The 16,777-nt window shown below is 59.4% G+C and carries 1 protein-coding gene; it reads left to right on the forward strand.

Annotation, left to right across the window (positions count from 1 at the left end; translation table 11 throughout):
• Positions 1-7 precede the first annotated feature (7 nt).
• Positions 8-16,777 carry a hemagglutinin repeat-containing protein gene (locus JOE33_RS24365; protein ID WP_245227924.1) on the forward strand — a complete coding sequence of 5,590 codons (16,770 nt, stop codon included), beginning with the start codon at positions 8-10 and terminating at the stop codon, positions 16,775-16,777.

The raw sequence follows: 16,777 nt of genomic DNA on the forward strand, positions 1-16,777 counted from the left end.
CACTCACATGGACGTTCACCAACTGGCTCTGCTCGCTCGTCAGCCTTCTGCTGTGCTGGTCGAGCGCCGGTCTTTCTGGGGAATGTCCAAGCGCGGCCTTGCGCTGATTCTCGCCAATGCGATGTTCTGGCAGCCGCTGCTGGTTCAAGCCGAAGGCATCGTGGTCAGCGGCACGAATACCAGCCTGAACCAGGCCGGCAATGGCGTGCCTATCGTCAATATTGCCGCGCCCAATGCCAGCGGCCTGTCACACAACCAGTATCAGCAGTTCAACGTCGACAGCCAGGGCGTCATCCTCAACAACTCCACCAACCAGACCCAGAGCACCCAGCTGGGCGGCATCATCGTCGGCAACTCCAACCTGCGCGGCACAGCGGCCAGCACCATCCTCAACGAAGTGGTCGGGGCCAACGCCAGTCAGCTCAGGGGCTACACGGAAGTGGCCGGGCAGGCGGCGCGTGTCATCGTCGCCAACCCCTACGGCATCAGTTGTAACGGCTGCGGTTTCATCAATACCCCGCAGGTCACCCTGACCACCGGCAAACCCGTGCTGGATGCCAATGGTCAATTGCAGCGTTTCAATGTGCAGGGCGGCAGCATATCCATCGACGGCGTGGGGCTGAACGCAGACAACGTCGACCAGTTCGACATCATCACTCGCAGCGCGAAGATCAATGCCGAGCTGCACGCCAGGCGCCTCAACATCATTGCCGGTCGCAACGATGTCGACGCGCAGACGCTGAATCCCACGGCCCTGCCTGACGACGGCAGTGCCAAACCGGAACTGGCCGTCGACAGCTCGGCGCTGGGCGGCATGTATGCCGGTGCGATCCGTCTGGTGGGCACCGAGGCGGGTGTCGGCGTCAGGCTGGCCGGCGATCTGGCGGCCAGTGGTGGTGACATTCAGATTGATGCCAACGGCCACTTGAGCATGATGCAGACCGCCGCCAGTGGTGCTGTGGCGGTCAAGGCCAACAGTGCCGAGGTCAACGGGCCGGTTTATGCAGGGTCGTCACTGGGCATGACCACGGCAGGTGATCTCATCACCCGGCAGAACGTTGCCGCACGCGATGCACTGAGCCTTGCCGCTGGCGGTCAGCTCAATAACACGGCGGTGATTGAGGCGGGCGTCAATGCCGACAACAGCCGCAATGCATCGGGCGATGTGACGCTGTCTGCCAGCGGGCTGAACAACAGCGGCAGCATCACCGCCAGTCGCGCCCTGCAGGCCACCATTACCCAGACCCTGAATAATCAGGGGGCTACATTGAATGGGCAGTCCAGCACCCGCATCGTGGCCACTACGGTCGACAATCGCCAGTCAGGCCGGATTCTGAGCCAGGGCGGCACTGTCGATATCAATGCTTCTCAGGTACTCAACAGCCAGAGCGGGCTGATCAGCAGCAGCGGTAACCTGACCATCACTGCGGGTTCTCTGGACAACAGCCAGCAAGGCAAGCTGTCCAGCAGCAGCGGTTTATCGGCGCGTATTTCCGGGCAGTTGCTCAACCAGCTGGGGCTTGTCAGCGCCAACGGCGATCTGCTGCTCAACGCGGCAAGCGTGGACAACCGCAGCGCGGAAATCTCCAGTCTCGGCAGCCTGACCTCGACCGTCAGCCAGTTCGACAACCGCGAAAAAGGCCGTCTGCTGGCCAGCGGCGCGCTGCAACTGACCTCTGACCACCTGAACAACCAGAACGGTTCGGTCGCCGGGCAACAGGCTGTACAGCTGAACCTGGGGCAACTGACCAATATCGGCAACGGCAGTGTCTACGGCAAAAACGCGCTTGACCTGACCCTGAGCGGCGCGCTGAACAACGATCAGGGCGTGCTGCGCAGCGACGGCACACTGGCCGTGCGTGCGGCCTCTCTGAGCAACAATACCGGCAGCGTGACCAGTGCCGGCACGGCAACGGTCAGCACAACGGGCGCAGTCGCCAACCGCGGCGGGCAGATCATCAGCGATGCGGGTCTGACGCTTTCCAGCGCCAGCCTGGACAACAGCCAGAGCGGTCGCATTGCGGGCAATGGCGTGGTGCTCACCACCGGCGCTTTCGACAACCATCAGGACGGCCGCCTGACCAGTACCGGCGCGCTTCAACTAAACGCCGGGCAGGTCAACAACAGCGACGCCGGTCGTATCGCCAGCGCAATGGCCCTCAGCGCAGTAGTCACCGGTCTGAATCAGACCAACGACGGCCGGCTGTACAGCAACAGCGATCTCAGCCTGGACCTGAGCAACGGCGTGCTGACCAACCAGGGCGGCCTGATCAATGCCCCTGGCCAGTTGCTGCTGAAAAATCTGAACGTCGTCAACAACCAGAGCGGCGAAATATCCAGTGCCAATGGCTTCTCGCTGGCGGCCAACTCGCTGGATAACACCGACGGTTCGCTGCTCAGCGATAAAGCGCTTGTTGTGCGTATCAATCAGTTGCTGAACAACCTGCGCGGCAAGATTTCCGCCAATGGCCTCAACCTGGCTGCTGCAACGCTGGACAACCGCAGTGCGGAAGTTTCCAGCCTGAGCACCCTGACTGCCACCATCGGCCAGTTCGACAACAGCACGAAAGGACGTCTGCTGGCCAACGGCACGATGCTGCTGAGCGCCGATAACCTGAATAACCAGAACGGCGTGGTCTCCGGACAGCAGGGCGTCCAGTTGAATCTGGGACAACTGACCAACTCCGGCGCTGGCAGCATTTATGCAAAAAACACACTGGGTCTGACGCTGACCGGTGCCTTGAATAACAATCAAGGCGTACTGCGCAGTGACGGCACGCTGGACCTGAAAGCCGCTTCTCTGGCCAACACCGGCGGTCGGGTCACCAGTGCCGGTGCTGCCACGCTGAAAGTCGATGCTGCGGTCGTCAACCAGGGTGGGCAGATCATCAGCGATGCGGGCCTGACGCTTTCCAGCGCCAGCCTGGACAACAGCCAGAGCGGTCGCATTGCGGGCAATGGCGTGGTGCTCACCACCGGCGCTTTCGATAACCATCAGGACGGCCGCCTGACCAGTACCGGCGCACTCGCGCTGAATGCCGGGCTGGTCAACAACAGCGACGCCGGTCGTATCGCCAGCGCCATGGCCCTTAGCGCAGTAGTCACCGGGCTGAATCAGACCAATGATGGTCGTCTGTACAGCAACAGCGATGTCAGCCTGGACCTGAGCAACGGCGTGCTGACCAACCAGGGCGGTCTGATCAATGCACCTGGCCAGTTGCTGCTGAAAAACCTCACGGCGGTCAACAACCAGGACGGCGAAATCTCCAGTGCCAACGGTTTCTCGCTGGTGGCCACTTCGCTGGATAACACCGACGGTTCGGTCATCAGCGACAAGGCCTTGATCGTGCGCATCGACCGGTTGCTGACCAACCTGCGCGGTCTGATTTCCGCGACCGGTATCCAGTTGAGTGCCGCGACCCTGGACAACCGTAATGCGGAGCTCTCCAGCCTTGGAGAGCTGACCGCAACCGTCGGCCAGTTCGATAACAGTGGCAAGGGTCGTTTGCTGGCCAATGGTGCGTTGCTGCTCAACGCCGACAGCCTGAACAACCAAAGCGCAGGTGCCGTCTCCGGCCAGCAGAGTGTGCAGTTGAACGTCGGCCAACTGGTCAACACCGGCAGTGGCAGCGTCTACGCCAAAAACAGTCTGGGTCTGAACGTCACGGGCGCTCTGAACAACGATCAAGGGACATTGCGCAGCGATGGCACGTTGTCGTTGAGCGCTGCTTCTCTGGGCAATACTGCCGGTAGCGTCACCAGCTCCGGCGCCTCGTCCCTGACGGCCGATGGCTCGGTCGTGAACCACGGCGGGCAGATTCTCGGCGATTCAACCTTGATGCTCACCAGCGGCAGTCTCGACAACAGTCAGAACGGTCGTATTGCCGGCAAAGGGGTGAAACTCGTCACGGGCACCTTTGACAACCAGCAAGGCGGTCGCCTGACCAGTACCGCAACCCTCCAGCTCGATGCAGCGCTGGTGAACAACAGTGACGCCGGCCGTATCGCCAGCGCCATGGCCCTGACCGCAGTGGTCACCGGTCTTAATCAGACCAACGATGGCCGTCTGTACAGCAACAGCGATGTCAGCCTGGACCTGAGCAACGGTCGCCTGAACAACGACGGCGGTCTGATTACCGCGCCCGGTCAGTTGCTGCTGAAAAATCTCAATGCAGTCAGCAACCGCAACGGTGAAATTTCCAGCAGCAACGGCTTCACGCTGGCCGCTGCATCGCTGGACAACACCGGCGGCTCGGTACTCAGCGATAAAGCGCTGATCGTGCGTGTCGAGCAGTTGCTGACCAACCTGCGTGGCCTGGTCTCCGGCAACGGTATCGATCTGGCGGCTGGCGAACTGAATAACAACAGCGGCAGCCTGAGCAGCGATGCCGACCTGCTGGTAAACGTCACTGGCCAGCTTTCGAGCCGCAGCGGCGAGCTGACCAGCGCGGGTAACACGACCCTCAATGCGCTGAGTCTCGATAATGCCGCTGGCCAGGTCATGGCCGATCAGTTTCTGAAACTGGTGATCACCGAATCCATCGACAATCAGGCGGGAACCCTGGGTGCAGGGCAGGGCATCGACCTTCGTGCTGCGAGTCTGGACAACCGCCAGGCGGGTTCGCTGGTCACGGATGGCCAGCTGACTCTGAAGCTGAGCGGCGCGCTGGACAATCGCACCGCTGGCAGTCTGCAGGCCAAGGGCGTGATGGACGTGTCGAGCCTGACGCTGGATAACCGTGGCGGCCGTATTGCGGCACAGAATCTGCTGATCGTTCATAGCGACAGCGTGGACAACCGTGGCGGTTCGATTCGTGCCGAGAAAGGCCTGCAGCTGTTCGTCGATGCCCTCGACAATAGCCAGACAGGCCTGAGCGCCACGCAAAAAGGCCTGATCAACAGCAATGCCGATCTTGAACTGGTCGGCACGCGTCTGGACAACCAGAACGGTCTGCTCAACGCCGCTGGCCTGATGCAGTTGCAGGTCGACAGTGTTCTCAACGGCAACGGCCGTATTGCCAGTCAGGCTGACATGATTGCCAATATCGGCAGTCTGACCCAGCAGGGCGGCGAGCTGGTTGCGCAGGGCAATCTGACCCTGACCGGCAAAACCCTCGACAATCAGGCGGGCGGCCTGGTGGGCTCCACAAAAGCGCTGAAAATCGAGGTTGCCGACATCGACAACAAGGCCGGTGAACTGTCCAGTCAGGTCGGCGTGGACATCATTGGTCAGACGCTCGACAACAGCAACGGCGGCAAGGTCCTGGCCGGTACGGCGCTGGGGTTGAAAGTGGCGCGCGTGATCAACCTCAACAAGGGCCTGTTGTTCGGCAACACTCTGCGGCTCGACGGTACACGTCTGGATAACGCCGGCGGTACGCTGGCCAGCCAGCAGGACATGAATATTGATGTGTCCGGTGCGCTGGACAACAGCGCTGGTCTGCTCAGCAGTGAAGCGGCCTTGACGGTCAATGCCGCGTCGCTACAAAACGCAGCGGGCAGCTTGTCCAGTGCCGATGCCTTGAACGTCACCACCACGGGCGCTGTTGAGAACCAGGGTGGCTCCGTGACTACCGACGCCACGCTGACGCTGATCAGTGCAAGCCTGGACAACAGCAAGGCGGGCAAGCTGTCCGGCAAGGGTGCCACGCAGGTTAATACCGGCACCTTCGACAACAGTCAGGGCGGTCGCCTGACCAGCAGCGACACCCTGCAGTTGACGGCCGGCAAAGTCATCAACCAGAACGCCGGACGCATTGCCAGTGCGCTGGCGCTGACGGCCAGCGTCACCAGCCTCGACCAGCAGGCTGGTGAGCTGTTCAGCAACACCTCGCTGAGCCTTGATCTCAACAACGGCCAATTGAACAACCAGGGCGGTCTGATCAACGCGCCCGGCGTGTTGCTGCTGAAGAATCTCAACGGCGTGGCCAACCAGAACGGTGAAATCTCCAGCGCACAGGCCTTCACTCTGAACGTCGACAGCCTCGATAACAGTGGCGGCAAACTGCTCAGCAGTCAGGCCCTGACGCTGATCGTCAACAAGGCCCTGAGCAACATCAAAGGTACGATTTCCGCTGCCGCGCTGAACACCCGCAGCGAAAGCCTGGACAACACCGATGGTTTGATCAGCAGCCGCGCAGCTCTGGACCTGACGGTCAATACCGCCCTGACCAACGTCAAGGGCACGTTGATCGGCGACGCTGACATGACGCTGAATGCTGCGACCGTGGACAACCGCCTCGGCCAGATCGCCAGCAAACAGAACCTCAACGCACGGATCGGCAGCCTTCAGCAGCAGGGCGGTCAGATGCTTGCCCAGGGTGCATTGACCTTGCGCGGCGACGCGCTGGACAACCGCCAGAGCGGCTTCATCGGCGCTACCAAAGCCCTGGATATCAATGTCACCAGCATCGATAACCGTGGTGGCGAACTGTCCAGTCAGGATGAGATGACCCTGACCGGCCAGCAACTGAACAATAGCGACAACGGTCAGGTTCTGGCACAGAAAGCGCTGGCGCTGAACGTTGCACAGATCATCAACCGAGCGAACGGCCTGCTCTCCAGTCAAGGCGGCTTGACCCTGGTCGGTAGCACTCTGGACAACACCGGTGGTGCGCTCAGCGCTCTCAGAGCCCTGGGTATCGACCTGTCTGCGACGCTCGACAACACACAGGGCCTGATCAGCAACGAAGATGTCCTGACGGTGAAGACCAGCAGTCTGACCAATACCGCAGGCAGCATTTCCAGTGCCGCAACCCTGACCCTCGACAGCACCGGTGCAATCGGCAACCGTGGCGGCAAGCTGGTGACTGACGGCGCACTGGACCTGAAAAGTGCCAGCCTTGATAACAGCCAGAAAGGCACCATCAGCGGTAAAGGGCTGCTGACCCTGAGGACCGGGGATTTCGACAACAGCCAGAACGGTCGCGTCAGCAGCAGCAATCGCCTGGACCTGACGACCGCACGACTGACCAACAGCACTGGTGGCAGCATCGGCAGCAGCCAGGCGCTGACCGCCAGCGTCAGCCGTCTGGATCAGCAGGGCGGCAGCCTGTTCAGCAATACCTCCTTGAGCCTGGACCTGAACAACGGCCAGTTGAACAACCAGAACGGCCTGATCAACGCACCGGGCGCATTGCTGCTGAAAAACGTCAACGAGGTACTGAACCAGAACGGTGAAATCTCCAGCGCTCAGGCATTTACCGTCAACGCCCAGCAACTGGATAACAGCGGCGGCAAACTGCTCAGCAATCAACTGCTGACCCTGCGTATTGCTCGTGCGCTAACCAACGTCAAAGGCATGATCGCCGCAGCCGGTATCGACGCCACTGCCAATACCCTCGACAACAGCGGCGGTACGCTGACCAGCCGCAACAACCTTGACCTCACCGTGACAGGTGCGCTGACCAACCGCGACAAAGGCCTGATCAATGCTGCTCAGGCGCTCAAGGTGGGCGCGGCCAGCGTCGATAATCAGAGCGGTCAGCTGTTGGGCGGCACCAGCCTGAACCTCAATACAACATCGATCAACAACACCGCGAAGGGCCTGATCAACAGCACCGGCACCCTGAACCTGACTGCCGGGAGTCTTGATTCCGGCAACGGCGGCGAAGTGTCGGCTGCCCGCGACATGACCCTGGTCCTCAGCGCACTGTCGCTCAACGGCGGACGCGTGATGAGTGACGCCGGGCTGTCCATCGACATGCAAGGCAATGACCTTAACAACGTCGGCGGCCTGATTACCGCTGATGGGGCTTTGACCCTTAATCGTCTGCGCGACCTGAATAACCAGTCTGGCGAGGTCTCCAGCGCACAGAGTTTCAGAGTCGACGGCCGCACCCTCGACAACAGCAGCGGCAAGCTGATCAGCAGCAACGTACTGACCGTCAGTGCGACCAGCCTGCTCAATCAGAACGGCCTGATCTCCGGCTGGCAGGGCCTGAACGTCTCCGGTAACCGTCTCGACAACCGCAACAACGGCACCTTGTCCAGCCGCAGCGGCAACCTCGTCGCAACCCTGAGCGGTGAATTGCTTAACGGCGGCAACGGTGCGTTGGTCAGCCAGAACACACTGAACGTGACCGCTGACAGTCTCGACAACAGCGGCGGCATCCTCTCCAGCGGAACGGGCCATACCCTGACCGTAGCCGGCCTGCTGAACAACAGCCAGAACGGTCTGATCGACAGCGGTGCTGGCTTGACCATCAAAGCCAATGCCTTGAGCAATGCCGCCGGTAACCTGACGGCCCAGCAGGATTTCAGCTTCGAAGGCCGCAGCCTGGACAACAGCGCCGGCAGCCTGAGCAGCAAGGGCACAATGACACTTGACTTGCTCGACAGCCTGACCAACACCAGCGGCAAGCTGGCCAGCGGCGGTAACTTGCTGTTGCGGCGCAGCACGGCGATCAACAACCAGGCCGGGCAACTGATCAGTCAGAGCCTGATGACCCTCAACACGTCCGGCCAACTGGATAACCGCAATCGCGGCACAATCGCCGCCAACAACACGCTGACAGTCACCGCCAGCGGCAGTGTTCTCAACGACGCCGATGGCCTGATCTACAGCCAGAACGCCAATGCACAAGTACAGGCAGCGAGCCTGTCCAACGTGCGTGGCACAGTACAAAGCGCAGGCGTATTGCGCGTCGATGTCGCGGGTACCGTAGATAACCAGAACGGGCGGATCATCGCCCAGAACGGCGATCTGAACCTCAGCGCTGCCAACCTCTACAGTCAGGGCGGGGTGCTGTCCAGCCTGCAAGGTCTGTTCACCTCGAATGTGAGCGGCGTGCTGAAGAACGGCTATGACGCCAACCGCCAGGGCGGCGTCATTCAGGCGCAACGTCTCAACCTGACCGCGCTGGGCGGCTTCGACAACTACGGCGGGCGAGTCTCGGCGCGCGGCGGCGAAGCACTGATCAACACCCCGAACTTCGACAACCGCAACGGCGGCCTGTACGCCAAAGGACTGGTACGGGTCACCGGCGGCAACTTCGACAACAGCGGCGACAACGACGGCCAGATCGCCGGCGGCCAGGTCGAACTGAACCTGAGCGGCGCGCTGAACAACCGCTTCGGCATCATCGAAAGTGACAGCACCCTGGCCGTGACCGCTGCCAGTCTGGACAACCAGACCGGGCAACTGCGTGCGCTGGGCGGTGGCGGCGCGACAAACTTCCAGATTGGCAACCTGTTCGACAACCGCAACGGCACCCTGGAAAGCGCCAACAGCGACCTGATCCTCAATGCTGGCAGCTTTCTCAATGGCGGCGGGTCGCTGTTGCATACCGGTAATGGCACGTTTGATATTTCTACGGCCAATCTGACCAACGCTGGCGGCAGCATCGTCACCCGTGGTGGTTTGACACTGAGTGCTGATAGCTGGACCAACAGTAACGTCATCCAGGCTGGGCGCCTCACTGTCAACGTCAATAACTTCAGCCAGACCGCCAGTGGCCAGTTGCTGGCATCGACCAGCCTCGTCGGTAACGGTGGCAATTGGAATAACGATGGACTGATCGCCAGTGACGGCTCGCTAAGCCTCAATCTCGGCGGTACATACGGCGGCAATGGCCGTCTCAGCAGCCTAGGGACGCTCGGACTGAGTGCGGCGCAAGTTAACCTGAACGCCGCTTCGACCATATCCGGCGGTGGTGACACCTCGGTGACCATGGGGGGGCAACTGAGCAATGCCGGTCGGCTGACCTCGGCGACTAACCTGACCATCAACGCGGGGAGTATCAACAACCAAGGCACGCTGGGCAGCGGTCAAGCGCTGACCGTGAATACTGGCTCACTGGTCAATGATCGCGGGCTTATCTTCAGCGGGGGCGACATGAGCCTGCGGGTCAGTTCGCTGAACAACAGCTACGCCAACATCTACAGCCTGGGCAACCTCACGATTGACCGTAACGGGCAAGGTGCCCTTGCGGACAGTATCGTCAACAGTTCGGCGTCGATACAAAGCGACGGCAGCATGAGCCTGGCGGCGAGCACGATACAGAACATCCGTGCGATTCTGACTACCAGCAACGGCGGTATTTATAGCGCCAAGATTGTAGAAGGGGCGTGCAACCGTAAGTTCTACAACAATGATTGCAAAACTAGCACGCAAACACATACCTGGGACCTTACTCAGCGTGAAAAACTGGAAGTAACCGCGGCCAGTGCAGCGTCAAGCATCACCGCTGGCGGTAATCTGGGCATCAACGGCGGCGATCTGATTAACCAGAGCAGCACCATTGCCACCAGCGGCAATCTCACCGCTACGCTTAACAACCTGACCAATACTGGCGTAGAGACCAGCGATACAGAAACGGTGACTGTGTACCGCAGCATGCGCACCGACAACGCCAGCATGTGGACCAAAGCCGCTCGGGATTTCACTGATAAGTACTGGCTTGGCAGCAGTGGTTATGACGCCAGCCTTACGGGTCTTCAGGCAGCAGTGGCCGACTTCGTTCGCATCGTCGAAACCGACATGCCCGAGCTTTACACGGTCACACGGCTAAGCGGCGGTGATCAGAGCTACGCAGCCATTATCCAGGCTGCCGGTGCGGTCAACGTCAATGCTCAGAACAACATCAATAACAGCGTCGTACGGGCGGGTTACACCTACGTGAGCGGCGGTTCGCGCACTGACACCAGCGCTCCTGGCAGCCAATTCTCCACGCGCATTACCGTCAATCAGCAATTGCCGCCAGACCTGGCCCAACAACAAGTCAACCCGTTAAGCCTGCCAGGCTTCAGCCTGCCCACCGGCCAGAACGGACTGTTCCGGCTGAGTGGCCAGACCGGCACCGCAGCTACTGTCGCTCAACCAGTCGGCCTGCCGCAGAGCTGGACCATGGGCAGCGCAGCGGTATCCGTCGCGCAACGCGAGCACACCGTTTCGGACGCGCAGGCAAGCACCATCCAGATTGGCTCGGTCGGACAGATATCCAACGCCACCCGCCAGCTGGCTTCGGTGACACGACAAGGTGCCGGCGTTAGCGCCAATGCATCCTCCTTCGACGCCAGCGCGCCAGGTGCCGCATCCATAGGCGGATTTGTACTACCCGGTCATACCTCTGATTCCGCAGGTGTCACCAGCGTCGACAGTGTCACCGGTATCGCGACGGGCAATCAGGGAAGTGGTGCCTTGCTGCCTGTGCAAAATGCAGGTTCGACAGGCCTGCCGGTTATCACCGCCACAGGATCCGGCAGTTCTGCGGCCCAGAATATCGGGATGGTGCAGGGCACGCGGATCAACAGTGCCGGCCAGGTTGTAACCGACGCTCAGGGTCGTCCGGTAACTACAACGGTTAGTAGCCCGGTCGCTGCCGCAGCAGCACAGACCGTTACCCGAGTGGAAGGCCTGCCCAGCAGCAACTTCGTTTCCAAACCGCAAAAATACCTGATCGAAACCAACCCGGTCCTCACCGAACTCAAGCAGTTCATGAGTTCGGATTACCTGCTTGCAGGCCTGGGCTACGACCCGGAAGTCAGCGCCAAGCGCCTGGGCGATGGCTTGTATGAGCAACGCCTCGTCCAGCAAGCAGTCGTGGCCCGCACCGGTCAGGCGTTCATCGATGGACAAACCTCCAACGAGGCCCAGTTCAAGTACCTGATGAACAACGCCATCGCCAGCAAACAGCAGCTGAACCTGGCTGTGGGCGTTTCGCTCAGTTCACAACAAGTCGCAGCGCTGACCCACGACATCGTCTGGCTCGAAGAGCACGAAGTGAATGGCGAGAAAGTGCTGGTGCCGGTGCTTTACCTGGCACAAGCCGACAATCGCCTTGGCCCGACCGGGGCATTGATTGCGGGTAACGACGTCTCACTGATCGCGGGGCAAAACCTCGACAACGTCGGCACCTTGCGAGCGGCCAATAACCTGTCGGCTGCTGCTGGAAATGATCTGGTCAACTCCGGCCTGATAGAAGCTGGCAACCGACTGGACCTGCTGGCGGGTAATGACCTGGTCAACAAGTCCGGGGGCATTATCGCCGGGCGTGATGTGACATTGACCGCCCTGCGCGGCGATGTCATCAACGAACGCACGGTGACCAGCCATCAGAGCGCTGCGGATGATGCGACCTGGCGTAAGGACTTTGCTGACAGCGCGGCACGTATCGAAGCGGCTAACGACATGTCCCTGCAAGCGGGTCGTGACGTGAAAAACACCGGCAGCGTCTTGCAGGCCGGTCGTGACTTGAGCATCTCTGCGGGCCGCGATGTCGCTATCGACTCGGCCCAGACCGAGAAAGGCCAGACACGCGGTGCGAACTCCAGCAACTCGAGCATCACGCAACTGAGCTCCACGGTCAGCGCCGGCCGCGACCTGACGGCCCAGGCAGGCCGCGACATCAACGTCATCGCCAGCAGCATCGACGCCAAACGCGACATCGCCATGGCCGCAACCGAAAACCTGACCCTGTCCTCGGCGGCTGACGAGCAGCATTCCTACGGTAAGAGCAAGAAGGTGACCGAGCAGGAAGATCATGTCAGCCAGGTGTCTGCGGACCTGAAGGCGGGCGGCAGTGTGGCTTTGCAGGCTGGGCAGAATCTCGACGTCATCGCCAGCCGCATCAATGCAGGCAGCAACATTGCGCTTGATGCAGCGCAAGATTTGACCATTGCATCAGCTCAGGACGAAAGCTCGTACTTCTATGCCAAAAAGAGCAAAGGTTCCTTCGGGCGCAGCAGCAGCAAACAGCAGGAAAGCTACGACAGCACCAACGTTGCGTCGGTAATCAATGCAGGGCAAGACCTCACGATCAATGCCAGTAAAGCTGCCGATGGCAGTGTCAGCATCAACGGTGGGCATGATGTCAGTGTTATTGGCAGCCGGCTGTCGGCAGGCAATGACCTGATTCTCGGCGCCACCAATGACGTCACTGTGCTTTCGGGTGTCGATGAGCAGGGTTCTTACAGCAAGAAAAGCAAATCCGGCTCTTTTGGCCTGTCCAAAAGCGGAAAAAGCGAGCTGAAGACCAGCTCTACTCAAGTCGCCAGTGAAATGAGTGCTGGCAACGATGTGGTAGTGGCTTCAGGCAAGGACATCACGCTGCGGGCCAGCAACATCAATGCAGGCAATGATGTGGACCTCAGAGCCGGGCTGGTGGATAAAACCGGCGACATCAATCTGCTCTCGGCCAACGACCAAGCCTCCAACCAGAGCGATGAGTACAAGAAGAAAACCGGTCTCTCAGCTTCTGGCGGATTTCTGTCCATTTCGTCGGCTAGAGAAGCCGGCGGCCAAGCGCAGAGCAGCACCAGCGTAGGCAGCCAGATCAACGCTGTCGGCAATGTAAGCCTGCAGACCGAGCGCGACATCAATATTGTCGGCAGCGGCGTCAGCGCCGGTGCAAACGTCAGTCTGAACGCGGGTCAGGACGTCAACATTCTGGCCGCCCAGAACACCCAGTCCAATCAGGACTGGGAGAAGAACAGGCAGTCGGGTATCGGCGTGTCCTCTAACGCCAATGGCGTGACCTTCTTTGCAGGCGTTGATCGAACCAAGGAGAAGAACCGCCTTGAGCAACAGAGCGCTGCCGCCAGCCAGGTACGCGCAGGGGAAGATCTTACAGTCAATGCCAAGCGCGACATCAATCAGGTAGGTTCTGACCTTCAGGCGCTTAATAACATCAATCTGGCTGCCGGGCGCAACATCAAGATTGATGCCGAGCGTGAATCCCAGACCGTCGAGCAACAGCGCGAAAACTCGCGTAATGGTCTGAGTGCGAGCATCGATCACAACTATGGCAGCACCAAGGATGCCATTAGCGGTACAGGAAAGGGTGAGGACGCCACGAGCAAGGGATCGAGCGTGCTCAAGACGGTGGACAGCACCTCGCAGTTCCTGTCCGGCCCGACGGGCGATGGAAAGTTCGGCAACAGCAAACAGGGCACCAGCCAGCAAGTGGTCGAAACGACCAACCGCGCTTCGACACTGAACGCAGGCAATGACCTGAACATCTCTGCGAGCAATGATGTTCAGATCAGTGGCGGCCAGTTGCAGGCCGGCCGCGATATCAACATCAAAGGCCGGGACGTCACGCTTGATGCCGCCAAAGGAAGTTACAGCCAGGAAACCAGCGAACAGAAAAGCTGGAGTGGCATTCATGGCAGCAGCAGTGGCGGGTTCAAACTGGGCGTGGGCGGCAGTAGCGGTGTCGCCAACGGCGATCAGAGCCAGGAGTCTTCGACCGTTACAGGATTGCAGGCAGGCCGTGACGTCAACCTTAAGGCCAGCAATGACCTGAACCTGATCGGCACGCAGGCCCAGGCAGAGCGGAACATCAATCTGAATGCCGGCAACACCCTCAACATCAAAGCGGCCCAGAACGACAGCTCCACCGAGAACACCCGTAAAAATGGCGGCGGGGAAGCCGGTATCGCCATCGGTCCGGGAGGCATCGGTGTTTACGCCAGCGTCAACATCGGCAAAGGCGACTTGGAGCGCGAAGGCAAACAGCAGCAGGAAGCGTACCTGTACGCCGGTAATCACCTCGGTTTCACCAGCGGCCAGGACACCAACATTGCCGGTGCAACACTGCGCGGCAACGACGTGGTCGGACGCGTAGGCCGTGACCTCAATGTCACCTCCCTGCCCGATACCGGCAAGGTACAAGGTAAGGAATTCGATCTCAGCGCGACTGTTGTGGTCGGTTTTGGCGGCAGTGTCAGTGGCTCTGTCGGGTACGGTCAGACCAACGGCTCCAAGAACTGGATCGAGGAACAGACCCGCATCACGGCCAAAGACAAGGTCGACATCCGCACCGAGAACCACACCCAGCTCGACGGCGCATTGATCGCTTCCGATAGCGGCAACCTCAAGCTGGACACCAACACGCTGGGCTACAGCGACATCGCGGGCAAGGACAAGGAGCACGGTTACTACCTGAACGTCGGGGGTTCGTACGGCACTGGCAGCACCACCACGCAGGACTCAAGTCAGGTAGGCAAGGGCGACAACCAGAAAAACGGCTGGAGCGTCGAGGGCTGGAACTACAACAAGGATCGTGAGCAGATCGTCCGGGGCACGGTCGGTGCGGGCGATGTGGTGGTGCGCAGCGATACGGCGGGTAAGGACTCAACAGCGGGCTTGAATCGTGATGTCGACAAGGCTTACGAGATCACGCGTGATGACGAGCACCGGACTGATTTGTATGTGACGAAGAGTTCGGTGGAGGCGATTGCGGATCCTTCTGGGACTGTAAATGCCTGGAAAACTGCTATACAAAGTTATCCCGACAGAACTGTGGACTTATTAAATGCTGCGAGCACTCTCCTGGCTGGGACAGTGTCTTCCGCTGAGCAGGTCTGGAAAAATATCCAGGCGCAGAGCGTTTCTATAACCGACGTACCAGACTCCGTAAGGGAGCAGCTCGGAGACGAATTGGCGCTTAACCTGACCAAAGCTTTCGTGCAAAAAGGCAGGAACGTTGACGATATTAAAAAACTGTCACAGGACGACATTGCAGTCATACAAAGTTTTGGCAGCCGTTTTTCCGAGTTTAATGTTCAGCAGGCAGCTTGCAATTCTGCTGGCGCGTGCGGTAGTGGCTTTGACGCTCGGACGGACTCTGTCGATTACATCCATTACAAAGATAAGGATGGCGTTAATAGGATGGCAGGGCTGCAAGATGTAAATGCCGATACTCCAGGAGGGAAGTTGTTGGAGCAGGCCGAGCGTCTTCAGCGTTATCTGGATAAATTGCCTGCTGAGCAAGCCGAACTTCTTGGGTTAGGCGTTCAGGCGGTAATGGGGCCTGCAAAAATGGCAGTGGGGATGGCCGGCAGTATCGTCCTGAATAAGCTGTTTGGTGACAAGATTGCTGCTGCCAAAGACGCAATGGCGAAAACAGTGGCAAGCGATTTGAGTGGGAAAGATCGAGATGAGCTCGTAAGCAGTGATAACAAGCTCAAAGAGCTTTATGACGTTGATGCGAATGCTCAGAAAGGAGATGTTTACGTACGCGGTGCGACCACGCTGATTAATATTGCATTGGGCACTGCTGTTGCGTCTGCGGGTATCGCAGGCGCCGCAATAATCAAAGGCGTGGGAACGGGATCAAGCGTTGCTGCAAGCAGGCCAATTGATCCTGTGAAAGTGACCATTGATCCAAACTGGAACAAGGCATCCAAGCCAATCAAAACGCCCGACGCAGCACCGCAGGCAGTGGCAGGGACAATGAAGGCGGCAGACCAGACAGCACTTCCCTCGTACTACCGTGAGGACAGCTCGGCCGGTGCATCTTTCAACAAAACGGGTGGATTACCAGAAGGCTACCGTCGAGTGGTTAACTCCCGCACTGGGAACGTCGAGGTTGTTGGTCCTGATGGCTCGCTCTATTTTGAGGTAGCGGGGGGTGGACTCAAGCCCAAGGCAGGGGGTAATCTTGCCGCTTTGGTGAAGGCTGAGCGGGACATTGATGGTGCAAAAGGAATACTTACGCCTAAAGACTTTCCAGAGGTTTCCGCTCAAATTAGTCGCCAGAAGCAGCTAAGACATCTAGAGGGAACACCTCAGTTGGCGGAGCGAGGTAAAGGGGGGTATTTGAACGATATCTCTGATGCGCAGAAGGTTCTGGACGCATATCGTTCTGGTAATGCGGTTGTTCTAGGTAAGAATGCTCAAGGGTTTCCTATCGTTCGAGTTGATGGGGTCACTGGAACTAACGTAAATATTGGTGCGGGGATAAACAGTCAGCCAACGAACGTTTTCATTATTAAGGGAACGAAAAGTCCAAGTGTTGTCCCTACTAGTCCTACCCCCAAGCTGGTGGATTGA

The organism is Pseudomonas sp. PvP027, from assembly GCF_017833005.1.
Classification (GTDB): domain Bacteria; phylum Pseudomonadota; class Gammaproteobacteria; order Pseudomonadales; family Pseudomonadaceae; genus Aquipseudomonas; species Aquipseudomonas congelans.

Coding starts and splice junctions, on each gene's coding strand:
- JOE33_RS24365 (WP_245227924.1), top strand. CDS start 8: ATGGACGTTCACCAACTGGCTCTGCTCGCTCGTCAGCCTTCTGCTGTG.